This window comes from Flavobacterium caeni, from assembly GCF_900101895.1.
In the GTDB taxonomy this organism is placed as follows: Bacteria; Bacteroidota; Bacteroidia; order Flavobacteriales; family Flavobacteriaceae; genus Flavobacterium; species Flavobacterium caeni.
Genome location: NZ_FMVF01000002.1, coordinates 344,391 through 367,337 on the forward strand (window position 1 = coordinate 344,391; position 22,947 = coordinate 367,337).

At 48.9% G+C, this 22,947-nt stretch carries 27 protein-coding genes; 13 read left to right on the forward strand and 14 right to left on the reverse strand.

Annotated features, from left to right (window positions below):
* Positions 1-43: 43 nt before the first annotated feature.
* The 3 genes from BLP55_RS01515 (at position 44) to BLP55_RS01525 (ending at position 1,520) form a co-directional block, all read left to right on the forward strand.
* Positions 44-601 (forward strand): YeeE/YedE family protein, encoded by a 558-nt coding sequence (locus tag BLP55_RS01515; protein WP_091140483.1) that lies wholly within the window; start codon positions 44-46, stop codon positions 599-601.
* A gap of 3 nt (positions 602-604) precedes the next feature.
* Positions 605-1,018, forward strand: coding sequence for a DUF6691 family protein (locus tag BLP55_RS01520; protein WP_091140486.1), 414 nt, complete (start codon positions 605-607; stop codon positions 1,016-1,018).
* A 79-nt stretch (positions 1,019-1,097) separates the two neighbouring features.
* Positions 1,098-1,520, forward strand: coding sequence for a lipocalin family protein (locus tag BLP55_RS01525; protein ID WP_091140488.1), 423 nt, complete (start codon positions 1,098-1,100; stop codon positions 1,518-1,520).
* 13 nt (positions 1,521-1,533) lie between these two features.
* Here the strand turns inward: BLP55_RS01525 and BLP55_RS01530 are convergent, their stop codons facing one another.
* The 4 genes from BLP55_RS01530 to prmA all read right to left on the reverse strand — a co-directional run bounded on the left by BLP55_RS01530 (position 1,534) and on the right by prmA (position 4,801).
* Positions 1,534-2,226, reverse strand: coding sequence for a lysoplasmalogenase (locus BLP55_RS01530; RefSeq protein WP_091140490.1), 693 nt, complete (start codon positions 2,224-2,226; stop codon positions 1,534-1,536).
* Positions 2,223-3,479: a sterol desaturase family protein gene (locus BLP55_RS01535; protein ID WP_091140493.1), complete on the reverse strand. Its 1,257-nt coding sequence runs from the start codon at positions 3,477-3,479 to the stop codon at positions 2,223-2,225. The genes BLP55_RS01530 and BLP55_RS01535 overlap by 4 nt, the downstream gene beginning before the upstream one ends.
* Before the next feature lie 71 nt (positions 3,480-3,550).
* Entirely contained in the window at positions 3,551-3,826 is a 276-nt protein-coding gene (locus BLP55_RS01540) for an ATP-dependent Clp protease adaptor ClpS (RefSeq protein ID WP_091140496.1), read from the reverse strand.
* Positions 3,827-3,967: 141 nt separating this feature from the next.
* On the reverse strand, positions 3,968-4,801 hold the full coding sequence (gene prmA / locus BLP55_RS01545; RefSeq protein ID WP_091140498.1) for a 50S ribosomal protein L11 methyltransferase: 834 nt from the start codon (positions 4,799-4,801) through the stop codon (positions 3,968-3,970).
* Positions 4,802-4,899: 98 nt separating this feature from the next.
* On the opposite strand from prmA, the gene BLP55_RS01550 reads away from it, so the two are divergent.
* A complete protein-coding gene (locus BLP55_RS01550; RefSeq protein WP_091140501.1) occupies positions 4,900-6,117 on the forward strand; it encodes a porin in 1,218 nt (405 codons plus the stop codon).
* Between the two features lie 59 nt (positions 6,118-6,176).
* On the opposite strand, the gene tpiA is transcribed toward BLP55_RS01550, so the two are convergent.
* From tpiA to BLP55_RS01575, 5 genes are all read right to left on the reverse strand, one after another.
* Complete coding sequence (gene tpiA / locus BLP55_RS01555; RefSeq protein ID WP_091140503.1) at positions 6,177-6,932, reverse strand: triose-phosphate isomerase; 756 nt, start codon at positions 6,930-6,932, stop codon at positions 6,177-6,179.
* Positions 6,929-7,423 carry a TlpA family protein disulfide reductase gene (locus BLP55_RS01560; RefSeq protein ID WP_091140506.1) on the reverse strand — a complete coding sequence of 165 codons (495 nt, stop codon included), beginning with the start codon at positions 7,421-7,423 and terminating at the stop codon, positions 6,929-6,931. The genes tpiA and BLP55_RS01560 overlap by 4 nt, the downstream gene beginning before the upstream one ends.
* 69 nt (positions 7,424-7,492) lie before the next feature.
* Positions 7,493-7,792, reverse strand: a complete 300-nt coding sequence (locus BLP55_RS01565; RefSeq protein ID WP_091140509.1) for a hypothetical protein — start codon at positions 7,790-7,792, stop codon at positions 7,493-7,495.
* A gap of 2 nt (positions 7,793-7,794) precedes the next feature.
* Positions 7,795-8,901 (reverse strand): BT_3928 family protein, encoded by a 1,107-nt coding sequence (locus BLP55_RS01570; protein ID WP_091140511.1) that lies wholly within the window; start codon positions 8,899-8,901, stop codon positions 7,795-7,797.
* Positions 8,902-8,905: 4 nt separating this feature from the next.
* A complete protein-coding gene (locus BLP55_RS01575) occupies positions 8,906-9,451 on the reverse strand; it encodes a DUF1599 domain-containing protein (protein ID WP_091140513.1) in 546 nt (181 codons plus the stop codon).
* 112 nt (positions 9,452-9,563) lie between these two features.
* Here BLP55_RS01575 and folP point away from each other — a divergent pair, with 112 nt between their 5' ends.
* The 3 genes from folP to BLP55_RS01590 all read left to right on the forward strand — a co-directional run bounded on the left by folP (position 9,564) and on the right by BLP55_RS01590 (position 14,372).
* Positions 9,564-10,394 (forward strand): dihydropteroate synthase, encoded by an 831-nt coding sequence (folP, locus tag BLP55_RS01580; protein ID WP_091140719.1) that lies wholly within the window; start codon positions 9,564-9,566, stop codon positions 10,392-10,394.
* Positions 10,379-12,052, forward strand: coding sequence for a tetratricopeptide repeat protein (locus BLP55_RS01585; RefSeq protein WP_091140515.1), 1,674 nt, complete (start codon positions 10,379-10,381; stop codon positions 12,050-12,052). The genes folP and BLP55_RS01585 overlap by 16 nt, the downstream gene beginning before the upstream one ends.
* Positions 12,053-12,167: 115 nt before the next feature.
* Positions 12,168-14,372, forward strand: coding sequence for a T9SS type A sorting domain-containing protein (locus BLP55_RS01590; RefSeq protein ID WP_091140518.1), 2,205 nt, complete (start codon positions 12,168-12,170; stop codon positions 14,370-14,372).
* A 1-nt stretch (position 14,373) separates the two neighbouring features.
* Here BLP55_RS01590 and rlmH read toward each other — a convergent pair whose 3' ends face one another.
* From rlmH to BLP55_RS01610, 4 genes are read right to left on the reverse strand one after another with little or no spacing between them, the layout of a single operon-like run.
* Entirely contained in the window at positions 14,374-14,847 is a 474-nt protein-coding gene (gene rlmH, locus BLP55_RS01595; protein ID WP_091140521.1) for a 23S rRNA (pseudouridine(1915)-N(3))-methyltransferase RlmH, read from the reverse strand.
* 2 nt (positions 14,848-14,849) lie between these two features.
* Positions 14,850-15,056, reverse strand: a complete 207-nt coding sequence (locus BLP55_RS01600) for a GldL-related protein (protein WP_091140523.1) — start codon at positions 15,054-15,056, stop codon at positions 14,850-14,852.
* Positions 15,056-15,238 carry a hypothetical protein gene (locus BLP55_RS01605; RefSeq protein ID WP_091140526.1) on the reverse strand — a complete coding sequence of 61 codons (183 nt, stop codon included), beginning with the start codon at positions 15,236-15,238 and terminating at the stop codon, positions 15,056-15,058. The genes BLP55_RS01600 and BLP55_RS01605 overlap by 1 nt, the downstream gene beginning before the upstream one ends.
* 24 nt (positions 15,239-15,262) lie before the next feature.
* Positions 15,263-15,715 carry a GNAT family N-acetyltransferase gene (locus tag BLP55_RS01610; RefSeq protein ID WP_091140528.1) on the reverse strand — a complete coding sequence of 151 codons (453 nt, stop codon included), beginning with the start codon at positions 15,713-15,715 and terminating at the stop codon, positions 15,263-15,265.
* A 102-nt stretch (positions 15,716-15,817) separates the two neighbouring features.
* Between BLP55_RS01610 and nadC the strand changes: the two genes are divergently transcribed.
* From nadC to priA, 4 genes are all read left to right on the forward strand, one after another.
* Entirely contained in the window at positions 15,818-16,675 is an 858-nt protein-coding gene (gene nadC, locus BLP55_RS01615) for a carboxylating nicotinate-nucleotide diphosphorylase (RefSeq protein WP_091140531.1), read from the forward strand.
* Positions 16,676-16,916: 241 nt separating this feature from the next.
* Positions 16,917-17,864 (forward strand): YihY/virulence factor BrkB family protein, encoded by a 948-nt coding sequence (locus BLP55_RS01620; protein WP_091140533.1) that lies wholly within the window; start codon positions 16,917-16,919, stop codon positions 17,862-17,864.
* A 91-nt stretch (positions 17,865-17,955) separates the two neighbouring features.
* Positions 17,956-18,381, forward strand: a complete 426-nt coding sequence (locus BLP55_RS01625) for a DUF2147 domain-containing protein (RefSeq protein ID WP_091140535.1) — start codon at positions 17,956-17,958, stop codon at positions 18,379-18,381.
* Positions 18,382-18,790: 409 nt separating this feature from the next.
* Entirely contained in the window at positions 18,791-21,241 is a 2,451-nt protein-coding gene (priA, locus tag BLP55_RS01630; protein WP_091140537.1) for a replication restart helicase PriA, read from the forward strand.
* 159 nt (positions 21,242-21,400) lie between these two features.
* On the opposite strand, the gene BLP55_RS01635 is transcribed toward priA, so the two are convergent.
* Positions 21,401-22,096 (reverse strand): LytR/AlgR family response regulator transcription factor, encoded by a 696-nt coding sequence (locus BLP55_RS01635; RefSeq protein WP_091140540.1) that lies wholly within the window; start codon positions 22,094-22,096, stop codon positions 21,401-21,403.
* 170 nt (positions 22,097-22,266) lie between these two features.
* Between BLP55_RS01635 and rpsF the strand changes: the two genes are divergently transcribed.
* Together rpsF and rpsR are read left to right on the forward strand one after the other, a co-directional pair.
* The gene (gene rpsF / locus BLP55_RS01640; RefSeq protein WP_091140542.1) at positions 22,267-22,608 is read left to right on the forward strand and encodes a 30S ribosomal protein S6; all 342 of its coding nucleotides are present in this window, start codon (positions 22,267-22,269) and stop codon (positions 22,606-22,608) included.
* Between the two features lie 5 nt (positions 22,609-22,613).
* Positions 22,614-22,910, forward strand: a complete 297-nt coding sequence (rpsR, locus tag BLP55_RS01645; protein ID WP_020211613.1) for a 30S ribosomal protein S18 — start codon at positions 22,614-22,616, stop codon at positions 22,908-22,910.
* Positions 22,911-22,947: the final 37 nt, after the last annotated feature.

Sequence of the window (22,947 nt, forward strand, 5' to 3'; positions counted from 1 at the left end):
CTACTTTCGGCCGCTTTCGCTATTTTTGCACAAAACAAAAAACATGAATGCACTTTACCAAACCTGGCCCTGGTATGTTTCGGGGACACTCATTGCGCTGGTGATGCTGACGCTTAATTATTTCGGGAAAGTTTTTGGCATGTCTTCGAACCTCAGGACGCTGTGTACGATGGCGGGCGCCGATAAATTTGCCGATTTTTTCAAATTCGATTGGAAAGCCCAACGCTGGAACCTGACCGTCGTGGCCGGTGCAATGCTCGGCGGATTCGTGGCCGTGCACTACATGAGCGATCCTTCGAACGTAAATTTGAACCCCAAGACCATCGAACAACTTGCCGCCATGGGCATCGACGCACCCAACGGAAAGCTGGCGCCGCAGGCCTTGTTTGGCAACGACATTTTCCAGTCGCCCAAAATCATGTTCATCCTGATCGTAGGTGGCGTGTTGATTGGTTTTGGTTCGCGGTACGCCGGCGGTTGCACCTCGGGACATGCGATTGCAGGATTGAGCAATTTGCAGCTGCCGTCGCTCAAGGCCGTCATCGGCTTTTTTATAGGCGGACTCATCATGGCACATTTCATTTTACCGTTAATCTTCTAAATCATGAATTACCTTAAATACCTACTCGTCGGATTGGTGTTCGGCATCGTTTTGACCAAGGCCGAAGCCGTATCGTGGTACCGCATTTACGAAATGTTCCAATTCCAGTCGTTCCACATGTACGGCATCATCATGGTGGCCGTGGTCGTGGGGACGATTGGTGTGCAATACATGAAACGCAGCGGGATGAAGGACATTGACGGCCAACCGATTGTCATCGCCGACAAAGAACCCGGGTCGTTCCGTTACTGGGCGGGCGGGATTTTGTTTGGCTTGGGTTGGGCACTCGTGGGGGCTTGCCCTGGGCCGATATTTATCCTGATTGGCGCAGGGTTCTGGAGCGTGATACTGATCTTGCTGGGCGCTTTGCTGGGCACGTTCCTCTATGGCGTACTCAAATCCAAACTCAGACATTGATATAAAAAATTAGGAATATTCTGTAAAGCCCGCCGCGTGCGGGCTTTTTATTTTTGGTTTAAACATTAAACAATTGCATATGAAAACCAGATTTTTGATTTTACCGGCGTTGCTGCTTGTTTTGGGCACGTCGTGTAACGATGACGACAACGAGAACTACCAACTGCCTGCGGCCACGCTTACGGGCAAATGGAATTACAGTAAAACCGGCGGTATTGTAGGCGGCACCGAACTGCTGACCGACTACACCGGCAACGAAAGCGGTTGTAACCGAGACTTTATTGAATTGAGCAACGATGGGGCTTATGTAGAGGTCGATTACGATTCGTCCACCGAGCCGTGTCAAGCCATCACCTCGACCGGAACGTTTGCCGTGACGGGCAATACGGTGGTCGTCGATACAGGCGATGAAACTTTTACCGCCACGATCCTGAACCTTTCGTATACCGAATTGAAGATACAGGACACCGAAACGGGCGCCATCGTCTTGTTTGTGCGATAAGCATTTTAGTTAGTTATGAAAAGGCAGCAGGCGCGGCAACGGCTTGCTGCTTTTTGTTGAGCGAAAGTACGCCGTATGCAATCAGCAATTGCGCCGCCAGGTATGTGGCCATGATCCAAAACGAGGCTTGCGGCAACGGTACCTTAAATTTGTTGAGGGCCAACAAGCTGTCGGACAAGACAAAACAAACCGCACCCGACAACATGTAAAGTTTGCCACGGTGTTCCCAAGCCAAGCTGCCGTGAAACGCCGCGAGCAGCATGGCCGAAATCACCACCGCATAAACCGTCACCGGTATCTTGAGCCCGCCCAGCGTAGGATAAAGCACATACAGCATCCCGATCAAATAAGCGGCCACGGCGAGCAATCCCAGCCAGAACAATCCCGAAAAAGACCAGCGGTGGGTTTGTCTGACAAACAGCACAATGTACAGGATGTGCGCGGTCAGGAACAGCACCAGGCCTACGATGAAGTACGATTCGCCTTTGTCGGCAAACATCAAAACCATATCGCCGAACCACGAAAAAAGCAACGCCCAAACCAACAACCGTCGGGTAGGGAAGTGTCCCGAATTGGCGACAGCCGCCACAATCGACGGCAGCAACAGCGGCTTGGCGAACCACGCCCAATCTTCGGCAAAAACCAGCATCGGCAAATACACCAACGCCGACAGTATGTATATCTTAAACAAGGTCCCGGGTTTCATGCGGTTTTTGTTTTGAATTCGGTTGTCACAAAGTAAAGGTTCACCAGCAGCGACACCGCCAAGTAGCCGAGCACTACATAACTGCCCATCGGGAACCAATCGTTGAGCCCGAACCATCCGTCAAAATAATACAGGATACCCGCGGCCAATGCCAACCGCAAGCCTTCCCAAAACACCGAGAAACGCCGTCCGTCCATGAGTTCGGTATAGCTGTACACGGTCAGGAAGATGAACGCGCCGTACACAAAAATGCCCGGCAACCCAATCTGGGCGACATTGTCGAACAAATACGTGATGAACAAAAGCGTGACCAAGAGCTGCGTGACGGCCCAATACATCAGCGCAGGCGAGTGGTTTTGGCCGTACTTTTCAAAACGGTACACATCGTCTATTTTGTGCACGGGGTACTTTTGTTCGAATCCATCGGGACGCCAACCCGTGGGTTTGAACCATATCGCGAATTTGTCTTTCCAGTTTTCGGCACGCCACGCATCGGCCATCAAAAGCCCCAGGTGCTGAAAGTTGATACGTATCGGATTCCACGTGCTGGCCGGACGCGTGATCCCAAAAACCGCAGGCACGTCGTCGCGTTCTTCCTGGAACGTCCCGAACCATTTGTCCCAGACGATGAAAATCTGCGAATGGTTTTTGTCGAGGTATTCGGGATTGATCGCGTGGTGCACGCGGTGGTGCGATGGCGTGACGAGTACCTTTTCGAGCCATCCCATTTTTTTGATGTGCTTGGTGTGGTACCAGAACTGCAAAAACAACTGGATGGGCAACGTAATGGCAATCACCTTGGACGGAACGCCCACGAGCGCGGCCGGAACCAGCAAAAACGTAAAAAGGTTCACGAAACTCGAAACGGTTTGGCGCAACGCACACGCCAAATTGAATTCCTCGCTCGAATGGTGTATGGCGTGCTTGTTCCAAAAAAAGTTGATCTGGTGCGACCAACGGTGGTTCCAATAACCATAAAAATCGATGACGACAAACGCAATAATATAAGTCAATGCATTGGCTTCCAACGAAAAAAGCGCAATCTTCGAAACCATCCATTCATACGAAATCAGCGTGACGCTCAAGCCCAAGACATCCTTGACCGCGTTGGTGATGCCCGACGAAATGCTCGAAACGCTGTCCATAAGTGGTACCGTATCGTCTTTCTTCCAGATGCCGTACACCTTTTCGATGATGATCAGCAACAGGAACGCGGGCATGGCAATGATGAGGATTTTGCCGTATTCTTCCATAAAATCGAACGTTCGACGTCCAATGCCGAACGAAACTAAAGTAGTAAATTATACGGAACGTTCGACAGGGCTCAAACGATTTCGGCGCTCAAACCGGCATCGAGCAGCGCGCTGCATTGCGGCACGAGCTCTTCGTAAGCGCCCGTCTTGACGGTACATTGGCCCTTGTAGTGTACAATGATCGCGCATTGTTCGGCCTGTTCGGCGGTGTGGTTGCAAACGGCCATCAAGGTTTCGATCACGTGGTCAAAAGTATTCACATCGTCGTTGTAGAGCACAATTTCGTGGTTGTGGCCCACGGCTTCCAGTACGAGGACTTCTTCTGATACTTTTTCTTTAGTAGACAATATGGTTATTGTTTATTATTCATTGTTATTTTTTATTGGGCGTTGCCGCGATGGGCGCCTGTCTTCAACCAGAGAACTGTTGCGCGGCCGCGCTATCGCCTGCACGCGGTGCTTGGCTCTATCGCTAACGCAGACCTTCCGCTAATTTACGTACTTCAGCGAAACCCAGTTGTTGCGTTGTAGTTTTTTAACAAAATACAATCCCTTGGCCGTGCATGATTCGTCTATGGCCGGGATGTCTTCTTCATAGAATCCGCTCAAAAGCAACACGCCGTTCGGGTTCAAACAATCTACATACTGCTGCATGTCGGCCAGCAAAATGTTGCGGTTGATGTTGGCGATGATCAAATCGTATTTCCTGCCGGCCAAAAGACTGGCGTCGCCTTCATAAACGGCAATGTGCGTGCAATTGTTGCGCTCGGCATTCTCGATCGAATTCAAGTAACACCAGTTGTCGATGTCGATGGCGTCGATCGGTTGGGCGCCTTTCATCTCGGCCAGGATCGCAAGGATGGCGGTGCCGCAACCCATGTCGAGTGTTTTCATATCGGTCACATCCATGTCGAGCAAATGCTGGATCATCATGTGTGTCGTCTCGTGGTGGCCCGTCCCGAAACTCATCTTGGGCTCGATCACGATGTCGAATTCGGCATCGGTTTTCGGATGGAACGGCGCGCGTACATGGCATTTGCCGTCTACGTCTATCGGGTCGAAATTCTTTTCCCATTCTTCGTTCCAGTTCACCTGCTCGATTTCCTCTACCGTATAGCTGATGAAAAATTCGGGCGATTGAAGGATGTACAAATCATCCAGCAAGTGCTCGTTCCAAAGACTTTTCTGGATGTAGGCCGTCACGCCAAACTCGCTTTCGACAAAGCTTTCGAACGGGAGTTCGCCCAATTCCGCCACCAGGATTTCAGAGCCCAATTCCTTGGGCTCGACGGTAAAATGATAACCGAGATAAATGTTCGACATGATATAAATTTGCGCAAAGGTAATATTATCTTAATACAGGAATTTGAAATTAACGTTAAGTTTGCGCCGAATTTACACGCAACTTACAATTTGATAACATGAGAAATCTGGCGCTGGCTTTTGCCGTGTTTTTCGTTTGGGCTGTCCAAGCACAGGTAAAAGTAACCACCGACGACAACGATCTTAAACTCTCTGCGCTGCCGTACTACAGCTACGGAAAGGGACTGGGGCTTACCTCGCCCGACAGCATCTTCCAGCTCAACATCCGTTTCAGGATGCAAAACCGCGTCACCTATATCGACACCGAAGACGAGCGTCCCGCCTACGATGGCCAGATCCGTCGTTTGCGTTTGCGTTTCGACGGCTATGTGGGCAATCCCAAATTCCTGTATGCGTTGCAATTGTCTTTTGCGCCGGGCGACGTGGGCGAGGTCAAGGACGGCGAGAACATCAACATCATCCGCGATGCGGTCGTGATTTACCGCCCCAGCCGCCGATGGAGCTTTAGTTTCGGGCAAACCAAATTGCCGGGCAACCGCCAGCGCATCAACTCTTCGGGCGGCTTACAGCTTTCAGACCGTACGATCAACAACGCGCGGTTTACGATCGACCGCGATTTTGGTTTCCAGTTGCACCAGCTCAACGAATTCCAGGATAAATTTTCGTGGAACTTCAAAGGCGCGGTCAGTTCGGGCGAAGGGCGTAACGCCACCGACGACGCCGACGATGGCGTGGCAGTAACGGGCAAGGCCGAAGTTTTTCCGTTCGGCGCATTCGCCAAGGATGGGACAAACTTCGAAGGCGACATCGCACGCGAACAAAAGCCCAAGCTCATGTTTTCGGGCGCGTTCCAGCAAAACAACCTCGCACACCGCACGGGCGGGCAGCTTGGCGACGATTTGTTCGAGCGTCGTACGATGAAATCGGTGTTGCTCGATGCCATGTTCAAATACGATGGCTGGGCGGCCATGGCGGCCTATATGTCGCGTTCGACGACCGAGAACCCAATCACCATCAATCCCGACGACCCAACCGATTTCAACTACGTATTTGCGGGCAACGGGTTCGATTACCAGGCGAGTTACAACTTCCCGTCGAATTTCGAAATCATCGGACGCTATTCGATCCAGCACGCGCACGAACGCATCCGTTTGTTTGCGCCGCATACCAAGCAATACACGCTCGGGTTTACCAAGTACATCTGGGAACACGCGTTCAAGTTGCAGGCCGAGGTCAATTACGACCAGCTGTCCTACTGGGATGGCGACGTCAAAAACAATTGGTACTTCAGGTTACAGGTCGAAATCGGCATTTGATTTTACACTATAAAAAAATCCCTCGGCAAGAGGGATTTTTTATATAATGATACCATTAATCAGTCGATGGCCGCCACGATGGCTGCAAAATCTGCGGCTTTGAGCGCCGCGCCGCCAATGAGCCCGCCGTCTACGTCGGGTTGCGAGAAAATCTCACGCGCGTTGTCGGGCTTCACGCTGCCACCGTACAGGATCGACACGTCTTCGGCCACATCGCTGCCAAAGGACTTTCTGATCGTTTCACGGATAAACAAATGCATTTCCTGCGCTTGTTCGGGCGATGCCGTTTCGCCGGTGCCGATGGCCCAAACGGGTTCGTAGGCCAGGATGATGTTGGCCCAGGCTTCCTTGGCAATGTGGAACAGCCCGTCGCGCAACTGGTTTTCGACAATGTTGAAATGGTTGCCCGATTGACGGTCCTTGAGTTCTTCGCCAAAGCAAAAAATCACCTTCATGTAATTCTTGAGCGCCGTATCGACTTTGTAGGCCAACAACGAATCGGTTTCGTGAAAATAGGCGCGTCTTTCCGAATGACCCAAAATCACAAGATGCACGCCAATGCTGCGCAACATATCGGCCGAGATTTCGCCCGTATAGGCGCCGCTTTCGGACTGGTGCATGTTTTGCGCGGCCACTTCGATGTTCGTGAATTCGAGGTGTTCTACGGCCGAAGCCAGGTTCGTAAATGTGGGCGCCACGACAATGTGCGCTTCTACGTCGTGCGGCAACTGGTCGATGAGTTCGTTGAGCAAATCTTCGGTTTCCTCGGCGTTTTTGTGCATTTTCCAGTTTCCGGCAACAATCTTTTGTCTCATGGTTTCAATGAATTTAAGGTGGCGTCTATTTTTTCAAAGTCGGTTTCTATGGCGCGGTACAACACCACTTTTCCCGTCGGGTCGATCACGATGTAGCGCGGGATCCAATCCAGGTCGATCGATTTCCCGAAGGCGCCTTTCATGCCATCGGTGGCCCAGTAATGGCTGCCCTTGAGTTGGTGTTTCTCGATGCCGGCCTTCCATTTGTCGTCGGCCTTGTCCATCGATACGAATACGTAGTCGGCTTCGGGATGGTTTTGTTGGAGTTCTTTTAATTTGGGCATCGCCTTGACGCAATCGCCGCACCAAGACGCCCATATTTCGAGAACGACCGTTTTCCCGCGGTGTTCGGCCAGGATGTCCTTGAAGGCGATTTGCGCGCCATCAAGCGCAGTCAGTTTGTTTTGGAGCGCGGCCGAGGAAAATTCCTTTTTTTGCGATTGGCAAGACAAGGTGACGCCGATTACCGCAAGACACAGTATTTTTTTCATTGTAATTGATTTGTGCCCTACAAATGTAATCGATAACGTTCAATTGTCTCCCAAAGATTTACTAATATTTTAGCCCTGGCCGGCTGCTTTTTTGTCTTTGTTGACCAGGTTTTCGTCCAGAAAAACGGGGCGGCTTTTCTTTTTCTTTTTCTTCGGGAAGAAATGCTGCTTGATGGTCACAAAAAGCACGATGGCCGAAACGGCAATCAGCAAAAAACCCACAATCACATTGAATACTTGGCCCAACGGCGGGCTTTCGCGCTTGGAGAGGTTTTCGACCATGAAAATACCGAGCGCCATTGCGGCCACGCTAACCGCGCACGTGACCAGCATTTTCTTTTGCTTCTCTCTTTCGAATCTGTTGTTCATGGTTACAGCGTTAATTGGTCGATGTCGTTGTAGTGTACCTTTTGTTTGATCGTACCTTTTTCGATCAGCACGATGCTTGGGTTGGCGCGTTCGATGGTTTTGAGCGTCGTGCCGTCGCAAAAGTAATAGTCGAACGTTTGTCCGAATTGCTTTTTGGCGCCCGCAATCTCGGTTTCGCCCGATGCTGTCATCGCGATCACTTTGTATCCTTTGCCTTTGGCCAGCTGGTGCAGCGCTTCGAGTTTTTGCATCCCTTCGGCGCTCGATTTGGTCAGGTCATAGGCCACGAATACCATCAGCTTGGGTTCGGCGAGGAACTCGTCTTTGTGGTCCGATCCGTCTTTTTCCATCGTAAAATCGTGGATGGGCGGCACGTAACCGGTCTTGTCGATTTCGTCGATACGGTCTACATACACGGCATCGGCGGGAATTTTTCCATCCATGACATCCTGATAGCTGAATTTGGTGTCCACCCCGTTGACCTTGTAGATGAACGTGATGATCGGGTCTTTGGGTTTGATGTGCGCGGGGTAGGCCATGCCTTCGGGGATGTTGGTCCCCGCTTTGTAGGCGCGGAAATCCTTGAGCGGCAAATGGTTCAACACCCAATAGCCCATAAAGCAACAGGCCACGACACTGGCCACGACCAATCCGTTGGTGAATTTCTTGCCAAGGATGGGTTTGATCAGCTTGAGGTTGGCCGCCAGGATCAGGATAAAGAACAGCAACACCACGTCTTTGGTGAACGATTCCCACGGCGTGAGCTTGAGCGCGTCGCCAAAACAACCGCAATCGGTGACTTTGTTGAAATAGGCCGAATAGAACGTCAGGAACGTAAAGAATACGATCATCAAAAGCAGGCTTCCCACCGTGAATTTGGGCTGATAACCCAAAAGCAACATGACGCCCAACACCGTTTCGAAGATCACGATGAAAATCGCCAAACCAAGCGCATACGGGATCAAAAACGGCAAATTGAGCACGGTTTCACCAAAATATTCGGCTAGTTTGTATGAAAAACCAACCGGATCGTTGAGTTTGATGAGCCCCGAAATGATAAAAAGGACCCCGACAAAGACGCGTGAAAATTGGGTAAGTATGTTTCTCATGGCATTATGGTTTGTGGAAATTCAACAAAATCAAGGCAAAAACCGCATAGTTGATCATGTCCTGGTAGTTGGCGTCGATGCCTTCAGACACGATGGTTTTGCCTTTGTTGTCTTCGATTTGTTTGACGCGAAGAATTTTTTGCAGGATCAAATCGGTCAGGGAACTCACACGCATCTCGCGCCAGGCCTCGCCGTAATCGTGGTTTTTGGCCTCCATCAGCTCCTTGGTGATCTTGATTTTGGCATCGTACCATTCGGTCGCTTGCGCCGGATTTAGGTCGGGTTGTTCGGCTACACCCAAGTCGAGCGAGATGAGCGCCATGATCGCATAATTGATGATGCCGATAAATTCGCCCGATTCGTCTTCGTCGATTTTGCGGACATCATTCTCTTGCAAACTGCGGATGCGTTGGGCTTTGATGAAAATCTGATCGGTGAGCGACGGCAATCGCAAAATGCGCCACGCACTGCCGTAATCCTGCATTTTATTGTTGTAAAGTTTACGACAAATCGCAATGACCTTGTCGTATTCTTCGCTGGTATTGTTCATGAATTGGTTTATATTTGTATGGTATTTTTCCCAAAAATATAATTATTATTGACAACTTGTGCGATATATTGAAAATATCGACAAAAGGCAAGAATCCCCAAAGAACAACTACATGACAATCAATTGCAAAGGCCGTTTGGTCGATTTTTCGACCCCCAAGGTGATGGGGATTTTGAACACTACACCCGACTCATTTTACGACGGCGGAAGTTACGTCACCGAGGCGAAAATTTTGCGACGTGCCGAAGAAATACTTTCGCAAGGTGCGACTTTTATCGACATCGGTGGCTATTCGAGTCGTCCGCGCGCCGCGTTTGTAGACGAAACGGAAGAACTGTCGCGTGTGCTCCCGACCGTAGATTTGATCCTTGCACATTTTCCCGAGGCGCTGATTTCGGTCGATACCTTTCGCAGCAACGTGGCACGGCAGGTGGTAGAACACGGCGCGGCGCTCATCAACGACATTTCGGCCGGGCTGCTCGACGAGCGTATGCTCGAAACCGTTGCGCAAGTTCAGGTGCCGTACATCATGATGCACATGCGCGGCAACCCGCAAACCAGGCAGCAATTCACTGATTACGGCGATATTGTCAAGGAAATGCTGTCGTATTTTTCAGAAAGAACAGCCGCCGCAAGAAATTTGGGCATCAACGATATTATTATCGATCCGGGTTTCGGTTTTTCAAAGACGTTGGAACAGAATTATGAGGTGCTGCAAAAACTCGACCTGTTTCAAATCATCGAATTGCCTTTGCTGGCCGCGGTTTCGAGAAAGTCGATGATCTACAAAGTATTGGAAAGTTCCGCTGCCGAAGCGCTCAACGGCACCACGGTAGTCAATACCTTGGCGCTGTCTAAAGGCGCAAAACTGTTGCGTGTGCACGACGTAAAAGAAGCCGTCGAGTGTGTCAAATTAACCAACGCGATATGGGCAAATATGTAGCTTGTGTGTTGTTGCTGGCAATCGGCATGGTCGCTTCGGCGCAAAAGACCAACGACCTTTTGCGTTCTATCGACCGTCAGAAAGAAGATACCGTAAAAGTCGGGCTTTATGAAAAACTGTTCAAAGCCACCAAAGATTCCGATCACATCCGCGCGATGGAAAGCCTGCGGAACATGGATCGACTGAGTCGCAAACTTCAGTATACCAAAGGGATAGAAAAAGTATTTTATCTGAAAGCTACCTTGTTTTTTTACCGGGATGAATCGGATTCTGCGTTGGTCTACTACCGCAAATACCTGTTTTCGCAGACGGTTAAAAATTCGCCCATCGAAAAGATCAAAACCCACAGCAATATTGGGAATGTGTACCAGCAAAAAAAGCAATACGATTCTGCCGTGTACTATTTCAACAAGTCATTGGCCGAGTGTAAAACGTTGGATTGCGACAAAATACTCTGTGCGGTACTCAACAACATTGGTCTCACCGTTTATTCGATGGGGAACGCGGCCAAAAGTCTTCCTTATTTTGAACAGGCTTACCAATGTGTGCTCGATCGAAACGATCACGAAAGCCTGCCCAACATCATGAACAACCTGGCCATTTCGTATGCGCTCAACGGAAAGAAGAATCCGGATCGGTTGTTTATCGATTTGCTGAAGCGGCCCGAACTTACCGAAAGCACCAAAGCCACCGTGTATTTGAACCTGGGCGGATTTTATTTCAGAAGCAAAAAAACGGCTGCCGCCGAACAGTACTTTCTCAAGGCCGATTCCGTTTTCAAAAAAATAGGACAGGGCAACCCCGAAATGCTGCACAGCCTTGGGAGTATTTACCTCGAGAAGCAGCAGTTCGAGAAAGCGCTGGCGTATTTCAGAAAGGTAAAAAAGCAGTATCCCGATTACAACCAATCAGAAATGTTGTACCGCGATTTTGCGAGCGTGCATTTTGCGCGAAAAGCCTACGACAGTGCCCAATTTTACTATGAAAAATTGTTTGCGCTCAAAGATGCCAAACAAAAAACAGCGATCGAAGATGCATTGACCAAGGCCCAGGAAGGCGTCGACTTTATCAAAAAGGAGTCAGAGATCAAGGCACTTCGGCTAGAAAAGGAGCTTTTAAAGGCCGACACGCTAAGGGTTGGGATTATCGTATCGGCATTGGTTTTTGTTTTGGCGTTATTGGCCGCGCTGGGTTTCATCTACCTCAAAAAAGAGCGCGCAAAAAGCAAGATCAACGAATTGGAACTCGAGCGCAAAAACCGAAAGATCAACGAATTTTCACAAAAAATCGAACAGCGCAACAAAACCATAGCCGATATCGAAGCCAAATTTGAAGATTACAAAGACAAGCAAAGCATGCAGGAACTCAAACTCGATATTATTGAGACGCTTGATGTGGGTGGCGATGGCGATACGTTCAATCATTATTTTGAAGACCAGCACAAAGGATTTTACGCAACACTCAAAACACTCGCCCCAGACCTGACCAACAACGATTTGCGTTTGTGCTCGCTTTCTAAACTCCGGTTGAGCCTTAAGGAAACCGCCAATGTGCTGAATCTTTCGATCGATGCGGTAAAATCGGGTCGTTACCGCATCCGGAAAAAATTAAACCTGACCGACAAGGAGTCGCTGTCGGATTTTTTGAGTACTTTGTAATTGGCTTAAAATCAATGTGTTTTGGGTGATGACACTTTTTCAACACCTCAAAAACAGCGCATGTCCCGATCTGATTTCCGAATTTTGATTTGAAAAAGACCAAAAATCTATTGCTATGAAAAAATCATTACATGCCTTTGCTGTTGTTTTCTTGTGGATGTTTGCAACGGGCCATGCGCAAACCTGGAACAAGTTGGCCGGATTCAACGATGCCAATGCCGCGGTTTGGATGGATGCAGGGACGTCCACCAATTATGCGATCACCGCCGACCGATGGATTTACCATTGCGACAACAACGCCACCGAGTGGATTCCGTTTGTGAATGTTCCCGCGACCTATACCGTGGGAACGATCAAGGCGTCTAAAGTGAGCAACCGGGTTTTTTGCCTGACATCAACCAGCGGCATCGCTTATACCGATAATTTTGGTGCCACATGGCAAAGCAACAATCTGGGTGGCGGAAACGGCGGCCAGTCTGGTTCCGGCCCTTATTTGCTCGCATATGCACTCAACGGAGCCAAGGTCTTGGCGTCGACGATGGGTGCAATCATGGGCGAAATCCAGAACAAGCTGTTCCTTTCCAACGACAACGGCGTGACGTATAGTCAGTTGGCGAATCTGGGCTTTTATCCGACAGGATTTCATTTTGTAAACGAATCCGAAGTGCTCTCCAATGCCAGCAACGGCATTTTTAAAACCACCGATCTAAACAGCTGGGTTTCTATTGGGTTCGATGGTCTTGAAGTTACCGATCTTGAAGTCAGCGGAACCCAGGTTTTCGCGTCTGTCATGGTGACTTCAGGCAATGGAAAAGTATACAAAAGCAACGATTCGGGGCTCACATGGAATGAGTTGTCCGGGCTGCCCGTCAACAACGGGGTTTCTAAATTGGCTTACGATGCGGTTCACGACCGGCTTTTTGCCACGACAAAATCGGGTGTTTGCGTGTACGCCGACAACACTTGGAGTGTAGTGAGTGCGTTGAATAAAGCCCACGAAATTATTGTTACGGGCAATCAGAGCGTGCTTTTTTCGGGTGTTCGTATCAATGGCATCCATAAAATCAACGCAAACGATCTTGCCGTGCAGCAAATCAACAATGGTTTGTTGATTCCGTCGGATATGATGGCGGTTTCTTCGGATGACCAATTGTACACGGGTTCGCTACAGACTTCTTTTTTATCGAAACTGGACTTGACCAATTTAGAATGGACCTCGCAAACCCTTTTTGAGGAAATCGATTTTACGCGAAATTTGTCGATGGGCATTGCCAGCGACGGACAATGCGTAGTAGGCGGTTTGCATTTCATCGGAAAAACGGCCAATCAAGGCAATTCGTTTTCGATTATCGCCGATGACAATACCGCTCCGCTGGCGCCTGTTTACGACATGCTCAACCCGCAAAAAATGTTTTTGGGCAACAATGGTTCGATTGCGATGGTGCAGCATGCGCTCCAGGATTATGTCGATTACAGCCCCGATATGGGCGCAACCTGGCAACACCTGTACGAAAACAATGGTACCAATCCCGGTTTGTTGGGCCTAACGAAAATCTGTTCGGGCACCCAAACGCATTTTATTTTGGGCATGTCGAACCTTACCGCGCAACCGGTGGTACTGGCTTCGGACAGTGTTGGCGGAACCTGGGTGGCTTTGCCCAACCCCAACAACACGTTGGTGCGCGATATTTTTGTCGATAAGTTCAATACGCTTTATGCGGTTACCCAATCGGGTTTGTACCGTTTGAATCCGGGCAGTGCTACCTGGACACCATTGAACATCGATTTAGGGCTGGAAGGAAACAAAGTGGTCGAAGTTAAATTCAACAACAGCAACCAGTTGCACGTACTGATAAGAACCACCACCACACCATTTGCCCAGGAAGGACTTTATATTCCAAATGAAACCGAAACCGCCTTTACGCAGGTGCCGCTACCGGTTGTCGATGGCAATACGATTCCTTTAAAAAACCTGAGTTTCAGCGGGAGCAACATTCCGTTGGCGATGACCAATTTGGCCGTCCATGACTTTGAGAACGAAGGGATCTATTACTTTTCCGATGCGCCATTTTTAGCGGTAAATCAGGTAAAAACGGTAGACGATTTGCGCGTGTTTCCGAATCCTGCATCGGGGCAAGTCAATGTGGTGTCGAAAAACGCCCCAACGTCGGCCCACTTGGTGTCGATGACCGGGCAGGTGATTCCGGTGTTAATTTCGAACGGAAAATTCGACGTTTCAACAATAGCCTCGGGCTTTTATGTGTTGCAATTGAACGGTAACAACCAGGCTTCCCATCAAAAGTTAGTGGTAGCGCATTGAGTTATTGGTGGTGGTATGGTTCGCCGCGCAAGATCGTAAAGGCGCGGTACACCTGTTCGATGAAAAACAGCCTGACCATTTGGTGCGAGAACGTCATGGACGAGAGCGATATTTTGCCCGTGGCTTTTTTGTAAACCGTTTCAGAAAACCCATAAGGCCCGCCGATGACAAACACCAGCGTCTTGATGCCCGAGTTCATCTTTTTTTGCAACTCGCTAGAAAAGCCCACGCTCGAAAACACCTTGCCGTTCTCGTCGAGCAACACCAATTGGTCGGTAGGCGAGAGCTTGGCCAGGATCAATTCGCCTTCCTTTTCCTTTTGTTGGGCTTCGGACAGGTTCTTGGCGTTCTTGATATCGGGGATGATGTCGAGCTCGAACTTGATGTAAAACGACAACCGCTTGGTGTAGTCATCGATCAGCGATTGCAGCGCTTTGTCGTCGGTCTTGCCGATGGCGATGAGCTTGATGTTCATGGTTAGCTGTCGAGGAATCCGTCCTTTTTGTCCTGCTTTTTAGACATCTTATAGATCATGAACACGCCAGCCGCGGCCTCGAAGGTCATCCCGAGGATGATCACCAAGCTGGCCAGTGGCCAATGCATGATTTTCATGATTGCGCCAAAAATCGTGAGCACGGCGCCCAACAGAAAGATAATGAGGATTTGTTTGTTGCTTAGTTGCATCACGGTTTGTTTTTAAAACGACCCAAAATTTCACGGATCAGCACGGCCGTCAGGGCGCCAATCGCAAAGACGTGCAGGAACACGACGGCGCTCAGGTGTTGCGCGCCCTCGGTACGCGTTAAGTTCCCGATGGCTACCATCAGCAGCACGGCGGCGATGAGTCCTCTTTTGGTGTGGTTCATGGTTTTGGCTTAAACGTCACAAAGTTACGACAATTCCTTACGCATGCAAACACTGTTGTCCATCCCGATGTATTGGCCGTAATTGGGTGTAACCCGATAACCGCATGCCGGATACAACGAAACCGCCTCGATTTGCCGTTTGCCTGTTTCGAGTACGCAGGCCTTGTAGCCCAGTTCTGCCGACCATTTTTCGAGTTCCGAGAGGATTTTCTTGGCGATGCCCATCCCACGATGGTCGGGTGCTACATACATGCGTTTGACTTCCATTTCGCTATCCGAGAACGGCTTGACCGCGCCGCAGCCCACCGCCGTATCGCCGTCGTAGGCCACAATCACTTGTTTGAGTTTGTCGATGTGGTTGTATTGGTGGTAGAATGCGTGCTCGTCGCCATCCATTTCGGCCAGATAGGCATCGAGTTGGGCAACGAGTTGACGAAAGCCTTCGTGGTCTGAATCGGTACGGATGATCGAAATCATGGGCATGGGTTTACGGGCAAAGTAACAAAAAATGCCAATTCGATGTTAAGTTGCCGCCCAAACAGAAAGGCTTTTTTGTTATTTTAGCCACAAATTACCGATATGATTTCGCCAGAACAATTCCAAACCGAACTCCAGCTCATCATTGCCAACGCCATCCGCGAAGACATTGGCCCCGGCGATTACTCGTCGTTGGCCTGTATTCCCGATACGGCGCAGGGCAAGGCCAAGTTGCTTGTCAAAGACCAGGGCGTCATTGCGGGCGTTGCATTTGCGCAGATGGTTTTTGCGTTTGTCGATCCCGACATGGTCATGGAAATCTTTATCGAGGACGGCAGCCCCGTGCAGTACGGCGACGTGGTGTTCCACGTCTCGGGCCGTTCGCAATCGATCCTCAAGGCCGAAAGGCTGGTGCTCAATTCGATGCAGCGCATGTCGGCCATCGCGACCAAAACGGCGCACTACCAAAAACTGTTGGAAGGCACGAACTGTAAAGTACTCGACACGCGAAAGACCACGCCGGGATTCCGCGCGGCCGAAAAATGGGCGGTCAAGATCGGCGGCGGCGAAAACCACCGTTTTGCGTTGTACGATATGGTGATGCTCAAGGACAACCACAACGATTTTGCGGGCGGGATTTCGGGTGCGATCGCCAAGACCAAACAGTATTTGGCCGACCATCACCTCGATTTGAAGATCATTGTCGAGGCGCGAAATTTGGACGAAGTCAAAGCAATACTAGCCGCGGGCGGCGTATACCGCATCTTGCTCGACAATTTTGATTACGACACGACGCGCGAAGCCGTAAAAATAATAGGAAGCCAATGCCAGACCGAATCGTCGGGGAACATCAACGAAAAAACCATACGCGCGTATGCCGATTGCGGCGTCGATTACATTTCGAGCGGGGCATTGACCCATTCGGTTTATAATATGGATTTGAGTTTGAAGGCGGTGTAGATGGAAGTCGTAAAGTCGTAAAGTCATAAAGTCATAAAGTCATAAAGTCGTAAAGGCAAAGGTCTATGGTGAACGAGCGGTTGCGTGAGCGATGGAAGCGGCATCCTTTTGCGGTCGCAGTTCCGACACTTCGGGACGGAGGCCGAAAAAGATAGAGCGGACAGCGCGACGGCGGCGAGCAAAATGCGATCAGCTTTTTGCGAGCCGCAGACACGCCCAGTAAAAAATAAACAATAAAAAATTGAGTAGAATACTCGAAGCCCGTATCGAAAAAATTCCCGGACTGCGCAACCTGATGCACGTCACGCAGCGCATCAAACTGCCGTGGTTGCAAGGCATGTCGTTTTATGATTTGCTCGAACTGTACCTCATTGGGGTGGCGCAGGGTGCGATTTCGTACCGCGCGGGGGCCATTGCGTGGAGCTTTTTTATGTCGTTGTTTCCGTTTGCGCTGTTCATTCTGAACCTCATTCCGTATATCCCGATCGACAATTTCCAGAACGATTTTTTGCGTTTCGTAGAGCAGGGCGTGCCGCCGCAAACCTACGATGCGATCGCGTCTATTTTGAGCGACATCATGAACAACAGTAACTCGGGGCTTTTGTCTTGGGGTATCGTTTTGGCGATTTTGCTGATGTCCAACGGGCTCAACGCGATTATGGGCGGATTCGAAACGTCGCGACACGTGATCATCAAGCGCGGTTTCGTACGGCAGTATGTGGTGGCTTTGGGCATGTCGTTGTTGTTGTCGATGCTGCTCATCATCACCATCGCGTCTATCGTGGTGTTTGAGGTCATCATCCAGCAAACCAAAATCCAAGACGTTTTGAGCGACCGCATCCCGCTTTTGTCGATGGGACGTTATGCGTTTGTGATCCTGATGATTTTGCTCACGACGTCTATTTTGTTCAAGTTCGGGATCAAGCGCGACAAGAACCGTTCGTTTATCTCGATAGGATCGGTTTTTACGACCATTTTGATCATCTTGTCGTCGTACTTCTTTGGTATTTGGGTAGTTAAATTTGCAACCTACAACGAATTATACGGGTCCATAGGTACATTATTGATCATGATGTTCTATATTTGGATCAATTGTATGATTTTACTGCTGGGTTTTGAGCTCAACGGGACCATCAACAAGCTCAAGAGAAAAAGCCATAAAAACCAAGCTTCCGAGTTTTTGGATTAGGAGCTTGATCCCGCTGTTCGCTGTATCTTTTGTCGCTTAAAGAAAGCAACAAAAGGATGCCGCTGCCATCGGGGCTAGAAACCGCGGTGCTATGAACAAACTGTTACTTTTGATTGTCTTGCTGTGTGCGAACGTTTTTTTCGCGCAACATTCCATACTCGGCAAATGGAAAACCATAGACGACGAGACCGGCAAGGCGGTGTCTGTCATCGAAATATTTGAATCCAAAGGCAAAATCTACGGCAAGATCATCGAACTCATGAACCCCAAGGACCGCGACAAGACCTGCGTGAATTGTACCGGCAGCGACAAAAACAAACCCATTCTTGGGCTAACTGTCATCAAGGGCTTGAGCAAGGTAGGGCACGAATACACCAACGGCAAAATCCTCGACCCCAAGCACGGCAAACTTTACAAAAGCACCATCGCGCTAGAAACCAAGGACAAACTCAAGGTGCGCGGATACATTGGCGTGGAGTTTATTGGTAGGACACAGTATTGGGAGCGGGTGAAGTAGTCGTAAAGTCATAAAGTCATAAAGTCATAAAGTCGTAAAGTCGTAAAGTCGTAAAGTCGTAAAGTCGTAAAGTCATAAAGGCGTGTTGCGGGTTCGTTTTTGGTCGCAGGTTTTTTTGGGGTTTTGGCTGATTTTATTGGGTGCGGTTGGCAAATGCGATGTTTACGGTTTTTATATAAGGAAGTTATTTGGATAAAGTGTATTTTCGTCTCGTAGGGAAGGGGGCAGTGAAGGTATTCCCTACAAAATCTAACAGTCACTTCAATACAGAAAATCTGGAAATTTTGTTAAAGTTTCAAATTATTTTCAGACGGTATTTTCAGCGGTCAATTCGCGACACAAAATCCCAAATCCGAATTCCAAATCCACGAATTAAAGCGTAACTTTACCGCTCAATTCCAATCTTTCCATGCCGCATTTCGTCGAAGTCATCCTGCCGCTTTCGCTCGCCAAGACGTTCACGTACCGCATTTCTGAAGCCGAGTTCAAATACATCCAACCCGGCATGCGGCTGGCGGTGCCTTTCGGCAAAAACAAGCTTTACACGGCGCTGGCCATCGAACTGCACCAGAGCGAACCGCATTTGTACGAAGCCAAGGAAATCCATCAAATTCTGGATGAAGAACCCATCGTCAACGAAATCCAAATCGCACACTGGCAATGGATCGCATCCTACTACATGTGTGCCATCGGCGATGTGTACCGTACGGCCATGCCCAGCGCGTTGTTGCTCGAGAGCGAAACCGTGATTTTGCGCAAGGACGGCACCTTCGATGCGTCGGTTTTTTCGGACGACGAATACCTGGTGTACGAAGCCATACAGCGAGCCACTTCGATCCGCGTGAGCGAAGTCATGTCGATCCTGAACAAGAAAAATGTTTTTCCGATCCTTCACCAGCTGATCGCCAAGAACGTGCTGACGCTACAGGAAGAAGTGTCGGAGATATACAAACCCAAGCTCGTACGTTACGTTCGGCTGCACCCCGAGTTCCAAAACCCCGACAACCTTGCCGAATTGCTCGACATCCTCAAGTCGGCGCAAAAACAAAAAGAACTGGTGTTGGCCTATTTCCAGTTGTTCGCGACCGAACGAAGACCGATTACCGTCAAACAATTGCTCGAGGCATCGGGTGCCACGCCGGCCATCGTCAAGGCGCTCATCGACAAGGAGATTTTCGAGGAATACCATTTGCAGCACGACCGTGTCAATTTTGACGGCAAGTTGGAGGAACGCGAACTGGTGTTGAGTGCGGCGCAACAATCGGCATTCGATGACATCAATGTATCTTTTGATTCGAAAGAGGTGACGTTGCTCCATGGTGTGACGGCCAGCGGCAAGACCGAAATCTACATCAAACTTATCGAACAACACCTTGCGTCGGGCAAGCAAATTTTATACCTGCTGCCAGAAATTGCTTTGACCACACAACTTGTCGAGCGATTGACGGCCTATTTCGGCAACAAGGTCGCGGTGTTCCATTCCAAATACAGCAACAACGAAAGGGTAGAGGTGTGGCGGCAAGTCCTGGCAAATTCCGAGAAGGCGCAAATCGTGATCGGAGCGCGCTCGGCGATGTTTTTGCCGTTTTCTGATTTGGGGCTTGTCATCGTCGACGAAGAACACGAGCAAACGTTCAAGCAACAAGATCCCGCCCCGCGTTACCATGCGCGCGATGCCGCCATCGTCTTGGCCAATGCGCACCAAGCGAAGGCGTTGCTCGGGTCGGCCACGCCCAGCATCGAAACCTATTACAATGCCGTTTCGGGAAAATACGGATTGGTCGAAATTACCGAGCGTTACGGCAAGGTGCTGATGCCCGACATCGAACTCGTTGATCTCAAGGACAAATATTTCCGCAAGAAAATGAGCGGCCATTTCAGCGACACCTTGCTTGAATACATGCAAGAGGCGTTGTCTTTGGGCGAGCAGGTGATTTTGTTCCAAAACCGCCGCGGGTATTCCCCCGTGGTGGAATGTATGACCTGCGGGCACGTGCCACAATGCCGCCAATGCGACGTAAGCCTTACCTACCACAAGCACAAAGGACAGCTGCGGTGCCATTACTGCGGGTACTCGATCGCCAATCCGGTGCAATGCCACAATTGTTCGAGCAAAGAACTCACGACCAAGGGCTTTGGTACCGAACAGATCCAGCAGGAACTCATGGAATTACTTCCCAAATACAAGATCGGACGTATGGACCAGGACACGACCAAGGGCAAGTTCGGTTTCGAGAAAATTCTCGACAGCTTCGCGGGCCGCGAGATCGACGTATTGGTGGGTACGCAAATGCTGGCCAAGGGGCTCGATTTTGCCAACGTGAGCCTTGTGGGCATCATGAACGCCGACAACATGCTCTACCATCCCGATTTTCGCGCGTTCGAGCGCAGCTACCAAATGATGACGCAGGTGGCCGGTCGATCGGGCCGGTCGGAAAAACGCGGCAAGGTGGTCATCCAAACCTACAATCCGAACCACAATACCATTCAGCAAGTCACGAACAACGACTACCTTGGCATGTACAAGGAGCAATTGTACGAGCGGCAGATCTACAAATATCCGCCGTATTTCAGGCTCATCCGCATCACCTTGCGCCACCGCGACTACGAAAAGGTCAAAGACGGCGCGATGTGGCTGTACCAAGTGCTGTCGCAAAATTTAAGCCTTCCCGTATTGGGCCCCGAAGAGCCTGCCATTGCGCGCATCCGCAACGAATACATCCGTACGATCATGATCAAGATCCCGCAAAACCAGCCGCTACAAGGCACAAAAAAAACTATCCGGAAAATCCTGGATAGTTTTGAGGTTATTGCACAGTTCAGACCGATTAAATCATCGGTGAACGTCGACTTTTATTGAAGATTATCTTTCTGTTTTTGCAGACAGCTGCAAAATAATCTTTTTGTTTTCTTCTCGATTTTTCTCGAATCCGTAGCGCTGCTATGCATGCTCAAAAAATCTTCGAATAAAATCAAAAATCTTTATTTTTCGCTTCGCCCGAAAAACAAAAAGCTAATCTTAGGCGATAGCCAATGCACGAACAAGATCTTCTTTCTTGTTGCGGCTCAAAGGTATTTTTGTAATCCCTATTTCGGCGAATTTACTGTTAAACCTTTCTACTTTGTCGATGTTGATGATGTACGACTTGTGGACCCTGATAAATTTGTCTTTCGACAAGTCTTTCTCGAACGATTTCATCGTAGAAAGTACCAGGTTGCTGTCTTCTTCGGTTACCACTTTGACGTAATCGCCAAAAGCTTCGATCCATTTGATCTTGTTTGTGAAAACCTTGAGCTTCTTAAGGTTGCTCTTGATAAAGATGTGTTCGCCATCTTCTTCCTGGTTTTCTTTTTTGAGCAAATGGAAATCCATAGCGCGTTTGACCGACGCGTTGAAACGGTCGAGTGCGATCGGTTTTTGTAGGTAATCCGTCGCATCATAATCAAAGGCTTTCATAGCATACTCCGCCTTAGACGTGATGAAAATGATTTGGGGTTTCACTTTCAATCCGTCCAGAAAATCAAAACCGCTGATGACCGGCATCTCGATATCGAGAAAGATCAGGTCTACGGTGTGTACCGACATGCAATTTTTTGCTTCAATTGCATTAGAAAAATCACCCACTAAATGTAAATTGGGATGATTATTTACTAACTTTGCGATGATCATCCGTTGGATAGACGAGTCATCGACAACTACACAGTTTAACTTCATAACGTTTATTATTAATAGATTTGGTAAGGCAAACGTATGAAGTTTTTTCCAACAAACCTAGTGTTTATCGGTTTTTTTTGCGTTACAACGAAAAAAGTCGATTTTTATTTGCACGGTAAAATTTAATTACTACTTTTGCACACATTTTAACAATTTAAACGTAATTTTTTATGAATCACTATGAAACTGTTTTCATTTTAAATCCCGTTTTATCTGAAGTTCAGGTAAAGGAAACAGTAAGCAAATTCGAAGATTTTCTTACATCACGCGGAGCTGAAATGGTAGCGAAAGAGGATTGGGGCTTGAAAAAAATGGCCTACGAAATCCAAAACAAGAAAAGCGGGTTTTACCACCTGTTCGAATTTAAAGTGTCTGGCGAAGTTTTGCTCGCATTCGAAACCGAGTTCCGTCGCGACGAAAGAGTAATGCGTTTCTTGACTGTAAGTCTTGACAAGCACGCGATTTCTTGGGCAGAGAGAAGAAGAGCCAAATTAAAAACCGAAAAAGCCTAATTATTATGTCTACAATTGAACAATCAGCAAAAGGCAAAAAAGACGGAGATATCAGATATCTTACTCCTTTAAATATTGAAACCAACAAAACCAAAAAGTATTGTCGTTTCAAAAAGTCGGGCATCAAGTATGTAGATTACAAAGATCCGGACTTCTTGTTGAAATTCGTCAACGAACAAGGCAAAATCTTGCCACGCCGTTTGACCGGAACTTCTTTGAAATACCAAAGAAAAGTATCGGTAGCGGTAAAAAGAGCGCGTCACTTGGCCCTCATGCCATATGTAGCAGATTTATTGAAATAATTTTTTAACGAGTTGTTGGTTTTCGTTCCAGAAACCT